Here is a 17,030-nt window from a genome sequence, read left to right as displayed (position 1 = left end):
CCTACAGGAGAACGTATCATGATTGTGAAATGGATTGTTGTGAATGGCGGCTGCCGGTCAAGGGAATATGGGAATGGTTCTGTGGAGAAGTGCGTCGGGAGGTGCCGGGTGAGTGGCAGGGCGGGTTGTTATGCGGCCATTATGCGTTGGTATGTGTCGACCCGCATAACTTTTTGGGGGTATTTTTTTTCAATGTGGCTGAAACAAGGGACTTTTATGGTGCTGGTTTTCGCAGCGGTGCCGGTTCTCTACCTGAACCAGTACTGTTCTCGCGCGCGACGCATAACTAGAGATCATGCCGATCGGCGTGAGGCAGTCAAGTCCGGTTTCTGCACTGGTCGGCTGTGGAAGTTCAGTCGTGAAGAAGTGGAAAGGAGTCGTATTTGTGGACTGTGATCATTCGAGGGGGCTGTTCATAATTTCGTTGATCTCTTCAGGGCTGAGATACCGCGGGCCGAGCATCCATTTTCTGCTGATCTCACTGATACTTGCTTCAGAAAGCGAGAGCACGGTCGCAGAGGTGGTGCTCTGTTTCAAATGCTCGTAGAGGGTGTTGTTCATTTTACGGAGTTCGAGAAGATGTTCACCGCCACGCCCCTCGGTGAAGCTTAGAAAGTCGCTCATGTCATCGAGATTTTCGGGGCCGGTGAGCCTGAAAGAGGATTCGGCTTCATACTTGCTGGTTGCCGTCGACAGGATTGTGCTGTAGAAATAGGAATGCGGATAGGCGGGCAGCGGCTGCGATAAACAGGACTGATATTCGGCGTTGTTTCTGAAGCGGTTGACGAAGGACATCGATTCATCAGAAAGCGAGCCGGTGCGATAGTTTCGATTTTCTTTGAGCAAATACGTGCCATCGTCCCAGACGGCAAAGGTAATTTCGGGTTGAAACAGATCGTCAGGATAAGGTGCAAAACGATATTGAAAAACGGCAATCACGGGCTCGCGGAACCATTCAGCGGGGATCTCGGACGTCTCTGTCAGTTCGGGTAATTCTTCGGTCGGCCTGGAGGAGCCGGTCGTGATTCCAGAGGAACAACTGGAAAAACAGGCAGACAGGAATACAAACAGGACGGGTATTAAGACGTAGCGGAAATCCATTCCACACCTCTGCTTAAGAGCACTTTTATCGATTCAGAATCACAGGAGCAGAACGCGTCAACAGTAGCAGAGCAGAAGAGGTAAGGAGAAAAAAATACGCCCGAGTGGATTCGAACCACTGACCTACGGATTAGAAGTAGAATGGTATTGCCAATACACGCCTGTAATATAGTATGAATTATTGTCGCGACACTAAACGCGACACTAAATCAAATTTTGTTATGGGGGCGACACCAAATGGCAAGACCGAACAAACTCTGGTACTGGAAAGCTCAGAAAACCTACTGTGTAACTATCGATGGAAAACGGCATCGACTGGGGAAAGATAAAAAAGCCGCTCAAGATGAGTTCTACAGACTCATGCTTCAAAGCGCGCCCGCTCTCTCTGATTCTATCGCTGTGATCCTGGACGATTTCCTGACATGGACTTTAGAGAACAGAGAAGAACGGACTTACAAAGGGTATAAGGATTACTGCCAGTCTTTTGTGAAGGAATATCCGCGGCTCAGAGTGGGAGAATTGATGCCAACACACGTCACCAAATGGCTTGCCAATAAGAAGACTTGGAACGGCACTACCAAACGGAATGCAATCACTGCCATTCAACGTGGACTGAACTGGGCAGTGAAGAATAGAGGATTGGTTAGCAATCCAATTAAGGGGATGGAGAAACCAGAAGCTAAACCAAGATTACAAATCATCTCTCTGGACGAGTTCAAAGAAATTCTCAAAAATACGCCGGACCGAAATTTCAGAAATCTTCTGCGTTTTTGCTGGGAATGTGGTTGCCGTCCTCAGGAAGCAAAAAATCTGGAAGCAAAACATATTGAGTTTGAAAAGCACCGATTCATTTATGAAACCAAAGACAGCAAGGGTAAGAAATCGGCTAGAGTTGTTTATCTGACTGAAAAGGCAGAAGTGATACTTCGTAGAATTCTCAATCCAGAAGGAAAACTCTTTCTTAATACCTTGGGCAATCCCTGGACGGGATATGCTGTGAAGTGCCGTTTTGCCAGACTGGAAGAAAAAATCGGAAAACGATACACCCAGTATGCTTTCCGACATACATGGGTCACGAGGAAATTAAAGGGAGGAGTTGATAGTCACATCGTTGCAACTTTGGCAGGTCACAAGGACACAAACATGATTCATAAGGTTTACTCAGCCGTTTCTGACGATCACGAATTTCTCACAGAACAAGCTAGGATAAATCCAGATGTTTTAATCGCACAGGGGCAGGGGATTCCCGTTTCTTCTTCTCGCAAGACCGGCAAGAGGAAAGGTAAAGCTCAAGGTCATCAAGCGAAATCGTAATTTTACCTCGACCATTCCCAAAACGGTGGCATCGCAGCTTTCCGCTCTCTATTAAAGAATAGACAAGGCTCTCTGAAATGCGAAGCATCTCAGCAACTTCAGATACAACAAAAAACTTCATTGTTGTTCATTTCCTGCTTTCGTCGCAGATTTGACTTGAGTGGCTCGTTCGTTTTTTTGGCCATTCTCCCGGTTTTTCAAGAAATCCCAGAAGTGCTTCCTGCAAAGAAATATCTTATTTGTGTCAGTCTGAATCTCTGCACCATCTTTAGTGGCGTTGCACCAAAAGCAGTTACTTGAAGCATGGCGAATTACGTGCAACATTACTTTTATCCTTTCACAAAGAGTTTGATAGTTGACTTATCTTTTTATTTTTCTTCTCGCAACGCCTGAAAAGAAAAAGGAATTAAATTCGCAACCATAGACAGTGCTTGACCATAGGTCAGAATTTTAAACGATTCATTTTCAGGCAATTCAATCAATCTGATAAACCGACGAGCAGTCTCTTGAATCGAAGCCGTTGGAACCACGATCCACAAGAGGGCAGCAGTGAGTTCTTTTTTCACATAATCATTCGAAATGCGTTTAATATCTTGCTCAACTTCAACACAAAGTTTTGCTCCAGTTTTGTCCTCGATGAAGAGATCAACAAAACCGACAAAATTACCATCTCTGACATGAACCTGAGTTTCTGTTAGAAATCCTTTTTTCTCAAAAGCATCTTTAAGAGCCTGAATCATGAGTTCATGCTGATCGTTACCCCTCATCAGCATTCTCCCTGCAACGCTGAAACTGCATCGTGTGCCAATGACGTTGGTACTACAATATTTGAAGGTCTCCCTCTTCCAGGACTCTGCTGCACTTTTTCAAGTTTGATAAAGCCTTTACTTATTAATGCCTTCCTGATTTTAAGTGCATGTCCCGTTCCCATCTGAATTCGAGGAGGATAATACGAAATTGGTTTTTTGGGCGTTTTCACAACTTCTTTCAAATAGCGAATTTCGTCTGGACTTAGAGTCAATTGAGTGGCGTCCGTTCCCTCACTTTGTCGTTCCAGCGGTGAACTGGTTGTTTCTACAACAACTTCTGGTTGTGCAAATGTGGTCCAATTTGAAAATTCTGGTGCAGGAACAATAGGCAAGCGATCTAGTTCAGGAAATGACCTATCTACTGTAAAGTCAGATTGCTTAAAATTGAGATTGGGGACAGTAAACAAAAACGGATGCACTGCTTGCCCTAAACTGGCAAGAAACATGCCTGGCTTTTTGAGATGAATTTTGAGCCATTGTTTCTGTTCAGCAGTAAGCCCCATACTTGCCCCCATCACATCATAATCGGTAGCTGAAGCGCATCGCCCCAAAATCTTGTTGGGAGTATTTGACAAAATCGAGCGGGAAATATCCGCCGTTTGGTTTGATAGATTCAGCCCGATACCCGTCCCACGAATAAGACCAATAAATTGGCTGACACTGGTGTCAGAGCTATTCACCAGGCGACTAGCTTCATCACAATAGATGAGTAAGTTCATCTTCGCATTGGATCGAGACTGAGCAACACGGGACATGAAGGCATGTAAGAGCAATACGCTTAAAAACAAATTCTGATCTTTTTCCGTAATATCATTGAATTGAAAATTAATGCTGAGTTTTGAAAGTTCATGAACATCCCATCCTTTACGGTACGCCAAAACATTTCCTACACTAATCAAAAGAGTTTCCAAACGGACAAGTACCGCATTTCTTGCTTGTGAATTCGATCCTGTGTTTTTACGGATTACACTATGTAAATCAAACATTGTCGGATAGTGTTGCCCTCCATCCAGCACGCCAAAAGTGCGATATAACTGAATGATGGACTGAGACAATAATAAAGAAGCAACGGGAGGAACTTCCCATACTCGAACCAATGCGTCTGAAAGATTTGAAGCATAGGAAATGGGTTCAACAGAGCAGGGGACTTGCAGAGGATTTAATTTCATCTTTCGCCCCGTAATGATATTCAGGTGTTTTTCTAGACGAGCCAGATAGGGCTGCAATGCTCCAAATTCCGTTTTTCTAAAATCAAAGAGCCAGGCAGATAACTTTCCCAAAGAAAAAAATGGCGCGAGCATCAATATTTCATAGCGAGCTAAGGTAGTTTTCCCGCTGCCTGTGGTTCCTATCGTTAATTTTGGTTCATTCAACCAATCCACTGGGAATCTGATTTCTTGCCCCTTGATATCAAATCCCTGATAAAAATCTCCCTGCGTTAGTTTTCGTGGACGATGAAAAGGACCATGTTTTTCCATTTCAAGGACATGATTATGAATCCTGCCTTTTAGTAGATCACGAGTAAAGTCGTCAGTAACTCCACAGCGATAGACCAAATCAAGAGATTGCCCGAGAGGGTCCTCTAAGAGACCCGCATCAATGGCGTATAGATGGTCACGCATGTTTTCAGACAGTTTTTTATTCATATATCAACCAAACCGGATAAATCCTGAAATAAGACTTCGAAACAATTTTCGACGTTTAACTTTTCCATAGCAAGCAGCACAAAAGAAGAGTTCTTCATCATTGGCAGTATGAATGGTACGAAAACAACACGGTCCAAGAGGACAATGGCACAAGAGACAAGCAGTGAAACATTGAGGGCAACTTGTGCGATAGCATTGAGAACATGTCCCGCCTGCAGGAGCAAGATGCCCGCAATGCATCGGTTGTAAATGTACCGTTGTGTGGCTTTCTATCCCTCCCTCTTCATTCAGATAATGATGCGTCTCTGTTCCACCGGTAAGATGTACAATCGATTCCCAGGGCACATGTAGTTTTGTCTCAGTGAATTCGGTTCTGATTGGACGATTCATAATGCGGTCCCCCTAAAAAACATTTTGCTACCAAGGTTGAGCAAACCAGGTCCGTTCCAACAGTTCATGAAGATGCATCAAAAAATCATAAACGAAAAATATTGAAAAAATGGAAAGCATTGCCGCATTGATAGTGATCGCAGTCCAAAGCATAAAGCGAATAACTTGTTTCAACGTATCAAAGAGGGACAACTTCCAGGGATTACTCATAGCGCATACTTTCGATTTAGACTTAATCTTCAAATACTTCGCCATATTGATTCACGCGGTAAGAAGATTGCCGGCCATTCTTTCGAACAACCATCCGCTTTTTTATTCGATCAGGTGAAGCAGTATTATTTTGGGATTTTCCGGTACGTCTTTCTGTATGCCTGCTTGATGAATTCACTCCACGATCACCGCAGACTATGCTAAAAAAAACAAAGGCCAAAAAAGCAATACAAACAAAAGCTGCCATAAGGTATTTCCTCCCTAATGAGTTGTTTTTTGACATAATGAACACGATTTACGGGGGCCGTTAAATGGCTGAAAAAACGTATGAAACGGTCCCTTGAACCGATAAAAATTGTTTGAGAAAGCATTGCCCAACAGCAGGTAGTTACTTTGTGTTGTCAATACCAAAGATAATTGGCAATCAGGCATCCCGCGTAACAATAACGCTAAAGAAATCTGCACTGCCGCCATTGCGATACTTTTTGTGACTGCATCAAGGCCGGGTTCTCCTTTAAAATCATCTGGACCTTGTGCCGTGCTGTAATCAATAGTGCGACTTTTGGGAGGCTGGGCCATTCCTTCACGAAGACACCAATAGCAAGGTTCTTTGACGTCTGGAATATGCCAGAACACTTCTCCGCCGCGTCCTTCTTCAAAACATCCAGCATGAACAACTGGCTTATGTAATTCATACCCGAGACTGGCCGTTGTGAGACGTGCTGAGGGTCGGTCAGTCGAGTCAATCACAACAGAAACATTTTCCAGAAGGTTTTCAAGTTGTGCCGAAGGCCACTGGAAAATATTTTCTGCCATTGTTTTCAAAGACAGTTGCGGATTGATTTGCAACAAGGATTGTGCCAGGGCAGTAACTTTATATCTTCCGACATCCAGCATGGAACATTCATGCCGGAACACATTCGTCAAACTGAGACGATCAGGATCTATAAGCAATATGTTTTCAACACCGGCACGCACAAGGCTCTTGGCAATGGCACTTCCAATACTGCCAACACCAAACAAGGCAACACAGCTCTTTTTAAGCTGCTGAATATGTTCCCCTGAAAACGGTGTCCTTAAAAATACATCAGCGAATAACAAAAGTTGCACCGAAGCCGGTTGATTAAGAGGTGCGCCTTGTGCCAACAATCCCTGCTTTGTCTCGATGACCGATAAGCCTTTCTCAAAATTGGTTTCTTGGAAATGAAACCAGCCAAGAAATTTTACGCCCGGTGGAGCCTGGTCTTCGCAAAAAAGAATCATTACTCTTTCGTGTTGATGAATAACTCCTGACAGAGCTATTTTCTTGCAAGCGTGAAGACGCTCTTGACTTTGGACAATAAGCGTGATGTGCCAGTCTGATTCTTTGTGTGCCATAACAGATTCTCCTGTTGCAGAGGATTGCATAAAGGGCTGATAAAAATTTGCCCGTACTGTTCAATGATGGCGGCAATACACCGATCTGAATTCCATTGCATAAGGGCATGAAGGCCCAGTACTTCAAAACCGGCAAGGTCATAAATACGTGGCGGATTCAATGGAAATTCAGGCGGAAGCATGACAAGAAACTGCCGGGTATCACGATGCAAACTGAGTATCAGTTTTTTCGTTTTGGCTTTTCTGATGGTTTGGACTTTCCAACCTTGCTTCCGCAGTGTTGCCAGCTCATTTCTGATTCTCTCCCGACCAACAGAGTTATGATAAAACTGAAACTGTGTATCCTCCCAGAACCCATTGATCGACTGTTCTGGAAATACTGGTGCATCCTTCAAAGCACCAGCCACACGCGAATCAGAAGGAGTAACAATGTCGTATCCTACAGGTGTGAGACGCCCGTTTTCAGACTCCAAAATATAAAGAAACAAATGAGGTTCAGGCCCTCGCACAGCTTCGGCCCATATGCCGATGAGGACCGGTTTGCCATCTCCATTCTGCATGAAGATTTCTTGCGCTTGCTGATTATCCTGCGAACTGAACCAGTGCATGCCGGAGGGGTGCTTATGAAAGCCTCCCAGGATTGCTATTTTTTGTCCATGTTTTTGACGCTGCTCCTGCAAGCATTTCTGATCTTCAGCAGGATCATGCACAAAACGAACAGCTTCCTGAATAGAGTTTTCTCCCGGTTTACCGACAGCCATAACCACAATATGCTCTGCAATGACCCCCAGCAAAATACTCCCGATCTCAACCGGGGAAGATTTGACTGTTGCCAGCATTTGATCAAAAGCAGAGCGAACAATTAGGATAGGATGCCTCATAATTTTCCCCTTCATTTTTAGGTCCAAGAGCCCGTGTCCAAGAATCGTTCGTATTCTGAAACCCACTTAATCGTCCAGTCGAGATAAACCTTTCCGGTAATGTGCGGCCCGACATCAGACCGGTGATAGATGCAAAGTTCACCGCACCCAAATGTATGAGGATTGGGCTGAATTTTCGGAGAAGTGATGAATGCTTCAACCGGATATTCAGGAAACCTGTGAGGGTAGACCAGCTCTGCATTGTAATTAGCTTTTCTCCCTCGAATCGTGATACGGATTCGTAGGAGTTCATTGAGCTTGACAATCTGTGCTCGCGGATGTTCCTGCTTTAGCAACTGTTTCTCTATTTCAAGTCTCGCTGGATCACGTTGATACCACATGCAAAATCTCCCTTATCTAGTGATGTATGAATGAATTTGAAACAGTCTTTACCAAGTCAGATTATCCAAAAACCCACGGTTTGACCGACTCGTCGCGCTGACTGTCAAGGTCAATGATTTCTATGTCCTCAGGGATATTCTGAGCCACATTCGTTGGCACGAATCGAGGCTGCGTGCCCGGATGCTGTGGCAGATTCATCCCTTGCAGAAGTTGTGCAATGGTTTCAGCAGTGAATGGCCGTGAAATAAGCTGTGACTGTTTTTTACTCATAGTAATTTCTCCGTTCGTCTCTTCTTTCAGTAGTGTTTGATTTCAAAATTAGAAAGCGAGCAATGCCCGCGACAGTGAGGCATACAAATCCCAGGGCAATGAGCCCCGTCCATTGGACTCCTGGTGGATGTCCCGGCCCAATATGGGCAATGCACGAGAGTGCAAAAAAGATTTCTTCAAACATGACCAATAAGACTCCTAATCCGAAAACAAATAAAACGGTAGCAAAAAAGTTATCCCACAAGATTCTCATTGCGATTGTTTCTATTACATGAAGTCTGTGTTTGAGAAAAACTCGGCATTTACTCCTGTCTGTTTAATAAACAAACTCCTCTAGCAAAATGTGACAAAATCTATTTTGCTGTAAGTGACTTGCTATCTAATGTTTAGAGGAAATGTCCCATTTTTTTACTTTTGAAAGGTTCAAATATGGCGGGAGGAAACGAGGTTGAAAAAAAAGATAGAAGTTCTGCTGAGACGCAACTAAAATTTATCTACGAAACGAACTTATAACTTGGAGAAGGGGAGCGTACTTTAGATTTTTTAAACCAAACCGTGGGCATCCACTGATTCAACTCGTACTTGTCATGGATCTAAGACGTCCTACCAGTATGACGAGAGGATGCCATAAACGATGGAAGGTTGAGTTGATATGAACATCGAGGAGTTCAACTGCTTATTCCTGCAAAAGAGAGAACAGCTTCTGTCATATGCTGGTAGTATTTTAAAAAATCAGCCCGATGCAGAGGATATTGTTCAAAGAGCCTATCTCAATATTTCAAAGCTCGTTACCAGAGAAGTAAAGGATATCCGACCGGCTTATCTATTTCGAACGGTCCAGAATCTTTGCCTGAACCATTTGGAAAAAACAAACACGCAAGTTCAAGGCATCCCCTTCGACCTTAGTTGCTCAGAGACATATTCGAGCACCAGGCCGGAATTCAATGAAACTTACCACGACTCTTTGTTTGTAGATTGCTCTCCGTTAGAAGAATCTGTATTCAGACAACGTTTGGAAGATGGTGAGTCCTACCAAATCGTTGGGGATAAATTCGGCATCTCTTATGGAAATACTCGTCAGCTCTACCATAGAGCAAAGTCAAAAGTCGAACTTAGATTGATTTGTAATTACTTTCGCGAAGGACAGTTTAGTACCTTCAATTCCTTTCCCCTGCTGAATGAGGAACAAGCAAGCAAGATCGCTGAATTTATTGGCTCCGCGCATTGGTCCGAAGAAGCCTTGTTTGCTGCATTGGAAAATCGAGTGTTAAACAACACGATTAAAAACACAGTGATGATTTTGAGAAGCCTGCTCCCTAAACAAGGAGCAGAACCGAATTCAACAGAAAAGGTTCTAATTCAACTATTGGGTTCAGGACGGCTCTATCGCGGACAAAATATGTATATTGCCGAGGCATTGATTGACCACGACTACCGACGGCACATTCATCGATTCCGCAGGTCATTCCTGGAACGTATTCATGAAATGGATGATAGACCTGCCACAAGGCAGTTGACACGTAAAGAGAAAAAATCTCGTAAATTTATATGTCTGCATGACCTTAAGAGCATTCGAAATATTGGCCAGCATATTTCTGAAGCCAAAGTAAGAGAATTCGCAAGGCAATATGAAACAGGTACAGGATCAGTAGATATTAACCGGTGTTTGAGCCTCCAGTTAACTCGCTTACATCCTGATAATGAAGATGTGATACGGACTGTTGTTAACAAGCTATACGATGAGCCAGACCAAACCAATGCATGCTATGTCATAAGTTATTTGCGAACCCTTGGCCCACGAGATCACCCAAGCCTTTACACATCAGATTTATTAAAAGTTGCGGAAAAGACAGCAGATCAATGGAGCGGAAACGCTTATTTAGAAGCATCCGTACGACATCTACATCAACTGGTAAATCGTGTAACCGCAGGATAGGTCAGATTTATTAATGGCTTTACCGTGCTCAATGGATGGGTAAGATAAATATCTCGGGCGAGTCATTAGTGAGAATGGTGAGATCCAGGGCTTTTGAATTTCAGCTCATAAATGCAGTAAACTGGATGGCGGAAGAAAATAGTAGCGTAGCTTTTTCCGCATATCGAAAACTGGAACAATCAGTTTATACTTATTCCCCGCTACTCATAGCTAATAGTGAAATCTCATTAGAAAACTGGTTGGCAAATGATTTCAAAAACGTAAATACTCAGAATTTCTTTACAGTGCTTCATGTCTCTCTGGCAACTACATCAGACACAATTTCAACCCATATCTGTCATCCTGTTTTTCTCCAAGATGAAATGTATCCACATAATCGACCGATTATGGCCTCAGGACATTTCAATCAGAGCGCTTACGGAAACTTATTGCTAATACAAAAAACTGAGACGGTTTCTTCTGAAGGTAATCCAGCTAAGGCAAAAGAGCTTGTGGAGGTGATTGAGGAATATCCAACAATGCCGGTAAATACGGCACTTCGCAGATTACAAATTCCTGGGTACTCAAAGTGTGATCATTTAAAGTTTAAGGTCACACAACAAAAAGAGAGATTAAGGGTCCTCAATCCTGCAACTTTAGCATCCTTCGGATATTCATTTGATTTGAATTATTAGTCCCCGAGATATGATGTTATGAGTTCAATCTAAAAAAGTTATCCGCCTTTAACAATCTGAAAGAGGTGGGGCACTAAAAACATGCATTATTCATTTTTTTATGTATTTCAATCTGATAATAATTTACGAAATTCATCTGTGACAGGCCCCTCATTTCCATCCTTCGCCCAAGCAAATCTGTTCAATCTCACTCGCTTTCTTTGGCTTCCAAAATAGATCGCGATCCACTTCAAATCCGTTGACATTGATTGATTCAAGTTCTGGAAGACTGAAGTATCCCCACTCCGCCATTTGGTAATCGCCGTTTAATATTGCGTATCCAAAAAACAATTGCTCTTCTAAACCAAACTCTGCTGCGAACCAGTCGCAATTCCCGATGAAGAGATGCTCATGAATAATTTTGTCCTGGGGTGAAACAGATTCAGTTTCATAGAGCTTAGGAAGCTTTGAAGCGTAGTATTCAGGAGATTCATGATTCCACATACACAAAATGATGCAGGAGTCATTTATAAAATCTTCTAAGGCATTGAAGCATATGCAGGGGGACTGAATATGTCTTTCATCAGTATAGAAGTGTCAGCCTTTAGTCTTTCAGGACAGTTGAAGCTGAAATACTTGGTAAATTGAGGGACAACAATGCATAAACGCCAGTGCATGCGTTCTTGGATGGCTCGTTTAATACAGTAAATAGACAAGAGAGGGAACTCTAGGTACACTACCAAATCACCGATTTGAGTGCACAATCTTACGTTTTCTTTAGATGTTTAAGTCCTTAATGAATCTACAAATACGCGAAAACATAGTAACCCGTTTCTCAGGGCACGAGACATTTACCTTGAGATATACCTGGTTACCTAAAGCGGTCCACCACATAAAATCTGATCCCGAGCTTTTTTCAAGAGAAGATGCAATGGTCTCTTTGGGGGTTGGTAAAAATATGGTGCGATCTATACGGCATTGGGCTTTAGCATTCGGGGTTTTGGAAGATGATCCAAATATTCCAAATAACCGAGGGAGAACCCTCCGACTTAGCCAGCTAGGGGAAGCATTATTCGGTGATGATGGGATAGATCCATATTTAGAGAATATGAGCACCCTCTGGTTACTTCATTATAATTTAGTCAGCAAACCAGATTCTCCAACAACTTGGTTTTATGCATTCAACCTTTTTCCACGCATGGAATTCTCCAGCAAGCAATTGCTTGATGAATTGCAAAACTTAAACAACGAAACTGAGAATAAAAAAGTATCAAGCTCAATAATTCAACGTGACATCAATTGCTTCATCAGAACCTATGTCCCACCAAAGAAGTCAAAAAACGAAGTAATTGAAGATACCTTAGATTGCCCCTTTGTTGAATTAGCACTACTTCGAGAAACTACTACACCGAATAGTTTTTGCTTTTGCAGAGGAACTCATTCTTCACTCCCGACTGAAATTCTAGTATTTGCCCTTCTTGACTTTTGGGACACCTATAATCCTGGGATTAACTCTCTAAAATTTGAAGACATCGCATACGAAGTAGGCAGTCCTGGCCGAGTATTTAAACTTTCAGAGGTCGCTCTTTCCGAACATTTACACAAACTCGATACAGTGACTAAAGGTGCTTTGCGTTTTGATTCAACAGCAGGTTTGAGCCAGGTATATCGTTCTAGAGATTATGCCCCACAAGATGCTCTCAAAAACCTTCGATCCAGCAGGAGTAAGTAACGTGAAAAGGACTCAATCACGTACAAAAAAAGAAGGTCAATCCCGCTTTCTTCGTTCAGTTAACCTTGAGCATGACTGTAATCTACAGGATGCTACAACAGGTTACGTTTTGACGAGTACCGGATGTAATGTATTACGCCGAATTGCGCCATCAATTCAAGATAAATCAACCACGCGAGCCTGGTCTTTAACCGGACCTTATGGAACTGGAAAATCTGCATTTGCAGTCTTCATGTCTAACTTATTGATGAGTTCCAATTCTATTCAGGCTCGAAATGCAAAAAAACTATTAAAAGAAACAGATGGCGATCTGTTAAAACAGCTTGCTCCTGGGACTCGTACGAAAAACAATGGCTTAATGCCCATTGCCGTGACAAGTACCCACGAATCAATTCAGAATGCGGTATTGCGAGGGCTAGAGCGGACTGTAAAAGCAAGTTTGAATGGCTCTGGTAGGAAAATCGAGCGTGCAATAAAAGATGCACAAGCCGAGCACAAAAAAGGTAAGAGCATAAGTTCGAGTAGAGTTATCGAACTACTGGATGATGCAAGCGGTAGGATATGTAGTCAGAAAGGTGGCCCCAATGGGACCTTTCTGATTTTGGATGAACTTGGTCGCCTTTTAGAGTACGCCAACCATCGTCCAGAAGATTCAGACTTAGCAATCTTACAAGATTTAGCAGAATATGCTTCACGTTCTGATCGACCATTCTTGTTTATGACAATCCTTCACCAAAGCTTTGGAGCTTATGCTTCAAAACTTTCAATAGAGCGTCGAACCGAATGGCAAAAAATCCAAGGACGTTTCGAGGATCTTGCATTTGAAGAATCGTCTGATGAAATACTCAGATTAATCTCTCGTGCGATGCAATCAAATGTTAAGTATAGCATCTCCCAAAAAGAAACTCGTGATTTTACAAAACTATTAACAAGGGCTTGGGAACTAGGAGTCGCTCCAGGGAGCATGGACAAGAAAGAGTTTCTCGAAGTCCTCAAAAAGTGCTACCCACTACATCCATTGGTTGCATTAACTCTAGGGACTGTCTTTCGTCGATTTGGACAAAACGAACGCTCCGCATTTTCGTTTTTGAATTCTCATGAGCCATATGGTCTGCAGGACTTTTTGTCCAATGGCAACTCCCAAAACGCGAAATTATATTGCATAGATCAATTATATGACTATTTAGACCAATCACTTCGAGAGGGAATATATAGTTCACCTCTAGCTAAGAAGTGGTCAGAGCTTGAAGCAATACTTTCAAATGCACATAAAGCATCTGCACCTGAAATCAATCTAATTAAAGTGATTGGATTCATAAACGCGATTGGAATTGATGGTAGCATAAACGCTACTCCAGAAATCATCAAATACGCGACTGAAAAAGCATCAAAGACACAAATACCTGAAAATTCTATTAAGAATCTAATCAAAAAAAGTATCGTTGTAGAACGACGATATAACAACACGCTAGCTCTTTGGGAAGGAAGCGATGTCGATATTGAAGCTGAGATCATTGAGGCTCAAGAAAACTTCAACGATGAGCTTTCATTGGCAGAAATTGCATCTGATTATTTCCCGCTTCGGCCAATTGTTGCCAAGCGACATTCATTTATATCGGGAACCTTAAGGTATTTTCCCATACAGTTCCTCTCCCCCAAAAGCCTTAGTCTCGAAGACAAACATTCATTTCCTACTCTTTCAATAGAACTAGTACCAACTGATAATCAGGCAGAATATAATCAAGTCATCAGGAAGCTAAAAGAGAGTCACTCCAAATCCCTCAAGGGAAATATCTTTTGTGTATTCAATGGCGGGGGAGAGTTTCGAACTAATCTTCGTAGTCTTGCATCACTCGAATGGATTCAAAAAAACGTAAAAACCCTTGAAGGGGATTCTGCCGCCAGAAAAGAAATAGATATTCGAATACAGGCTATTCATCAAATATTAGATTCACAAATTGAATTACTCATCTACCCCGATGCTAATTCACCAGTAACATCTCGCTGGATTCAAAACGGAAAAGTAATTCGTTTCTCCAAAAACAAACGTCTTCAAAACATCTTGTCTGAAACATGTGACGACATATTTCATAAAACTCCTCATATCCAAAATGAACTGTTGAATCGAAGGAAGATTTCTTCCGCAGCAGCTGCTGCACGAAGAAACTTAATCCAGAATATGTTTCAGAACAGTTCTATCCCTAACTTGGGAATGGAAGGGAATCCGCCTGAAAAGAGCATGTACCTTTCATTGCTACACCAAAGTGGGATTCATACAAGTAAAAATGGAAATTGGGAATTTCAAAAGCCGGTATCAAATGATGTGACAAAGCTATCACCGACATGGAAAGCGATACTGGATTTCTTCAAAGAAACAGAATCTGGTGCAAAAACCGTCGCTGACCTGTTTGATAAACTATCTGCTCCACCATACGGAATTGTTGAAGGCCCACTGCCTGTAATATTATGTGCTGCATTATTGGTTCATGATCATGAGGTGGCACTTTATAAAGATGGTACTTTCATACCCAATCCAGGGACTCCTGATTTTGAACTCCTGATGAAACACCCAGAGAGATACACGATTCAACGTTGGCGTATCAGTGGAGTCAGGTCATCAGTTTTCCAAAAACTGGCAATGCTTATTGGTCGAGAGTTGCCAGACCAAACATCTGGAAAGTCAGCGATTCTTCAACTAGTGAAACCATTATTGCATTTTTATAGAAATCTCAACGATTATGCTCTTTTCACACAATCTGTTTCTGAAACTGCATCGAACATACGTCGTGTTTTAGAAAAAGCCAATGAGCCAGATTCATTGCTTTTTATTGATTTACCAAAGGCGTGTGGATTAGCTCCATTTTCTGTCAACAAGCGTTCGACATCTAAGCGCGTCGACCAATTCATAGAAATACTCCAGGGTGGTCTCAGAGAATTACAAGGAGCATATGAACGTCTTTTAAATGACATTCTCAGTATCCTGAGTTCCTCTTTTGGAATCGATAGTGACATCTCGGAAATCCGTGCACAATTAACGAAAAGAGGAACTCCTTTACTCGACAAATGCGGAGATCCAACTCTCAAGAATTTTCTGACACGTGTGCTACAAACTGAGCTTGCAGATCAAGAATGGCTAGAAGCAACTGCAGGTGTAGTCGTAGTTAAGCTTCCTGCAGTATGGAGAGACAATGATTTATCCCGATTTCAGCAAGAAATGTTATCGATTTCTCGCCGATTCAAACACTTCGAATCACTAATTCTGAAAATCCCCAAGCAGGGAATTAAAAAAGATACAGAACTTGTGCGGATTGGTATCACGACATCCGATGCTGGGGATTATGAACAAGTCATACAATTGAACAAACAACAGACCAAACGTGTCGACCAGCTCGAAAAAACACTCGAAAATGTGTTGAAAAACAAGAAATATACCGATACAAATGATCTCGTCCTGGCTGCATTAGCACGTATTGCCAAACAACGTCTTACCTGATCATCAATATCCCAATATTGAAAAAGGCTTCAAATGTCTCAAGCACGACATATTCTCGCGCTTTCCGGGGGAAAAGACTCTACTGCCCTTGCAATTTATCTTCGTGATCGAATTCCAGAAATGGAATATGTATTTTGCGATACAAAAAAAGAACTACCTGAAATCTACGAGTACCTCGACCGAATTGAAGCTTTTTTAGGGAAGAAGATCAAACGCCTATGTGATGACCGAGGCTTTGACCATTGGCTTGAAGTCTTCGGCGGATTCCTCCCATCTTCCCAAATGAGATGGTGCACCAAAATTCTCAAGATCAAACCATTCGAGGATTACATTGGAGATGATGAAGTAAAGATGTATGTCGGAATTCGCGCTGATGAAAATCGCCAGGCATACGTCTCCACGAAACCCAACATCACTCCTGTCCTACCTTTCAAAGATGATGGTTTAGTACGAGATGATATCTTTCGGATTCTAAAAGAGAGTGGAGTAGGACTACCAAAATATTATAGCTGGAGAACACGATCGGGATGCTATTTTTGTTTCTTTCAACGAAAACAGGAATGGGCAGGCTTACTCAAGAATCATCCGGACCTTTTCGAGAAATCAATTGAATACGAAAAGGTTGACAAGGAAGGTAATGGCTACACCTGGGGACAAAACGAATCTCTAGTTCAACTATCTGATCCAGACAGGATTAAGGAAATTGAAGAACGACATCATATTTCGTTGAATAAAATACAGCAAAATAATTCAAAACGTCCTCTTCACGAAATATTAGAAGAAATTAATGACGACGATTCTGATGATACTCCTTGTTCGTTTTGTCATATTTAACAA

The 17,030-nt window shown here is 42.3% G+C and carries 16 protein-coding genes; 6 read left to right on the top strand and 10 right to left on the bottom strand.

The annotated features are described in order from the left end of the window. Positions 1 to 396 precede the first annotated feature (396 nt). Positions 397 to 1,101 (bottom strand): hypothetical protein, encoded by a 705-nt coding sequence (locus Pan241w_RS12665; protein WP_145216025.1) that lies wholly within the window; start codon positions 1,099 to 1,101, stop codon positions 397 to 399. Positions 1,102 to 1,338: 237 nt separating this feature from the next. Between Pan241w_RS12665 and Pan241w_RS12660 the strand changes: the two genes are divergently transcribed. Continuing rightward, positions 1,339 to 2,415, top strand: coding sequence for a tyrosine-type recombinase/integrase (locus Pan241w_RS12660; RefSeq protein WP_145216022.1), 1,077 nt, complete (start codon positions 1,339 to 1,341; stop codon positions 2,413 to 2,415). On the opposite strand, the gene Pan241w_RS30035 is transcribed toward Pan241w_RS12660, so the two are convergent. The 8 genes from Pan241w_RS30035 to Pan241w_RS12620 all read right to left on the bottom strand — a co-directional run bounded on the left by Pan241w_RS30035 (position 2,303) and on the right by Pan241w_RS12620 (position 8,379). Beyond that, positions 2,303 to 2,536, bottom strand: coding sequence for a helix-turn-helix domain-containing protein (locus Pan241w_RS30035; protein WP_145216020.1), 234 nt, complete (start codon positions 2,534 to 2,536; stop codon positions 2,303 to 2,305). The two genes, Pan241w_RS12660 and Pan241w_RS30035, sit on opposite strands and share 113 nt — an antisense overlap. A 247-nt stretch (positions 2,537 to 2,783) precedes the next feature. Further along, the gene (locus Pan241w_RS12650; RefSeq protein WP_145216017.1) at positions 2,784 to 3,182 is read right to left on the bottom strand and encodes a hypothetical protein; all 399 of its coding nucleotides are present in this window, start codon (positions 3,180 to 3,182) and stop codon (positions 2,784 to 2,786) included. Further along, complete coding sequence (locus tag Pan241w_RS12645; protein ID WP_145216014.1) at positions 3,182 to 4,870, bottom strand: serine-rich family protein; 1,689 nt, start codon at positions 4,868 to 4,870, stop codon at positions 3,182 to 3,184. The genes Pan241w_RS12650 and Pan241w_RS12645 overlap by 1 nt, the downstream gene beginning before the upstream one ends. A gap of 622 nt (positions 4,871 to 5,492) precedes the next feature. After that, positions 5,493 to 5,717: a hypothetical protein gene (locus Pan241w_RS12640; protein WP_145216011.1), complete on the bottom strand. Its 225-nt coding sequence runs from the start codon at positions 5,715 to 5,717 to the stop codon at positions 5,493 to 5,495. Positions 5,718 to 5,731: 14 nt separating this feature from the next. Then, positions 5,732 to 6,847 carry a HesA/MoeB/ThiF family protein gene (locus tag Pan241w_RS12635; protein ID WP_198000494.1) on the bottom strand — a complete coding sequence of 372 codons (1,116 nt, stop codon included), beginning with the start codon at positions 6,845 to 6,847 and terminating at the stop codon, positions 5,732 to 5,734. Beyond that, the gene (locus Pan241w_RS12630; protein WP_145216006.1) at positions 6,769 to 7,743 is read right to left on the bottom strand and encodes a hypothetical protein; all 975 of its coding nucleotides are present in this window, start codon (positions 7,741 to 7,743) and stop codon (positions 6,769 to 6,771) included. The genes Pan241w_RS12635 and Pan241w_RS12630 overlap by 79 nt, the downstream gene beginning before the upstream one ends. A gap of 2 nt (positions 7,744 to 7,745) precedes the next feature. Next, on the bottom strand, positions 7,746 to 8,108 hold the full coding sequence (locus Pan241w_RS12625) for a hypothetical protein (RefSeq protein WP_145216003.1): 363 nt from the start codon (positions 8,106 to 8,108) through the stop codon (positions 7,746 to 7,748). Between the two features lie 61 nt (positions 8,109 to 8,169). Beyond that, positions 8,170 to 8,379: a hypothetical protein gene (locus Pan241w_RS12620; protein ID WP_145215999.1), complete on the bottom strand. Its 210-nt coding sequence runs from the start codon at positions 8,377 to 8,379 to the stop codon at positions 8,170 to 8,172. Between the two features lie 652 nt (positions 8,380 to 9,031). Between Pan241w_RS12620 and Pan241w_RS12615 the strand changes: the two genes are divergently transcribed. Both Pan241w_RS12615 and Pan241w_RS12610 read left to right on the top strand, forming a co-directional pair. Next, on the top strand, positions 9,032 to 10,315 hold the full coding sequence (locus Pan241w_RS12615; RefSeq protein WP_145215996.1) for an RNA polymerase sigma factor: 1,284 nt from the start codon (positions 9,032 to 9,034) through the stop codon (positions 10,313 to 10,315). A gap of 125 nt (positions 10,316 to 10,440) precedes the next feature. Further along, positions 10,441 to 10,989, top strand: coding sequence for a hypothetical protein (locus tag Pan241w_RS12610; RefSeq protein WP_145215993.1), 549 nt, complete (start codon positions 10,441 to 10,443; stop codon positions 10,987 to 10,989). A gap of 150 nt (positions 10,990 to 11,139) precedes the next feature. On the opposite strand, the gene Pan241w_RS12605 is transcribed toward Pan241w_RS12610, so the two are convergent. After that, positions 11,140 to 11,472, bottom strand: coding sequence for a DUF2958 domain-containing protein (locus Pan241w_RS12605; RefSeq protein WP_145215990.1), 333 nt, complete (start codon positions 11,470 to 11,472; stop codon positions 11,140 to 11,142). A gap of 277 nt (positions 11,473 to 11,749) precedes the next feature. Here Pan241w_RS12605 and Pan241w_RS12600 point away from each other — a divergent pair, with 277 nt between their 5' ends. From Pan241w_RS12600 to Pan241w_RS12590, 3 genes are read left to right on the top strand one after another with little or no spacing between them, the layout of a single operon-like run. Next, the gene (locus Pan241w_RS12600; RefSeq protein WP_145215986.1) at positions 11,750 to 12,700 is read left to right on the top strand and encodes a DUF4007 family protein; all 951 of its coding nucleotides are present in this window, start codon (positions 11,750 to 11,752) and stop codon (positions 12,698 to 12,700) included. Between the two features lies 1 nt (position 12,701). Next, positions 12,702 to 16,193, top strand: a complete 3,492-nt coding sequence (locus Pan241w_RS12595; RefSeq protein ID WP_145215983.1) for a hypothetical protein — start codon at positions 12,702 to 12,704, stop codon at positions 16,191 to 16,193. Positions 16,194 to 16,226: 33 nt separating this feature from the next. Further along, the gene (locus Pan241w_RS12590; RefSeq protein ID WP_145215980.1) at positions 16,227 to 17,027 is read left to right on the top strand and encodes a phosphoadenosine phosphosulfate reductase family protein; all 801 of its coding nucleotides are present in this window, start codon (positions 16,227 to 16,229) and stop codon (positions 17,025 to 17,027) included. The last annotated feature ends 3 nt before the right edge of the window (positions 17,028 to 17,030 follow it).

The sequence above is a fragment of the Gimesia alba genome, from assembly GCF_007744675.1.
Taxonomy (GTDB): domain Bacteria; phylum Planctomycetota; class Planctomycetia; order Planctomycetales; family Planctomycetaceae; genus Gimesia; species Gimesia alba.
The sequence above is the reverse complement of the archived record's forward strand: the minus strand, read 5'-3'. Positions and strand labels throughout refer to the sequence as shown.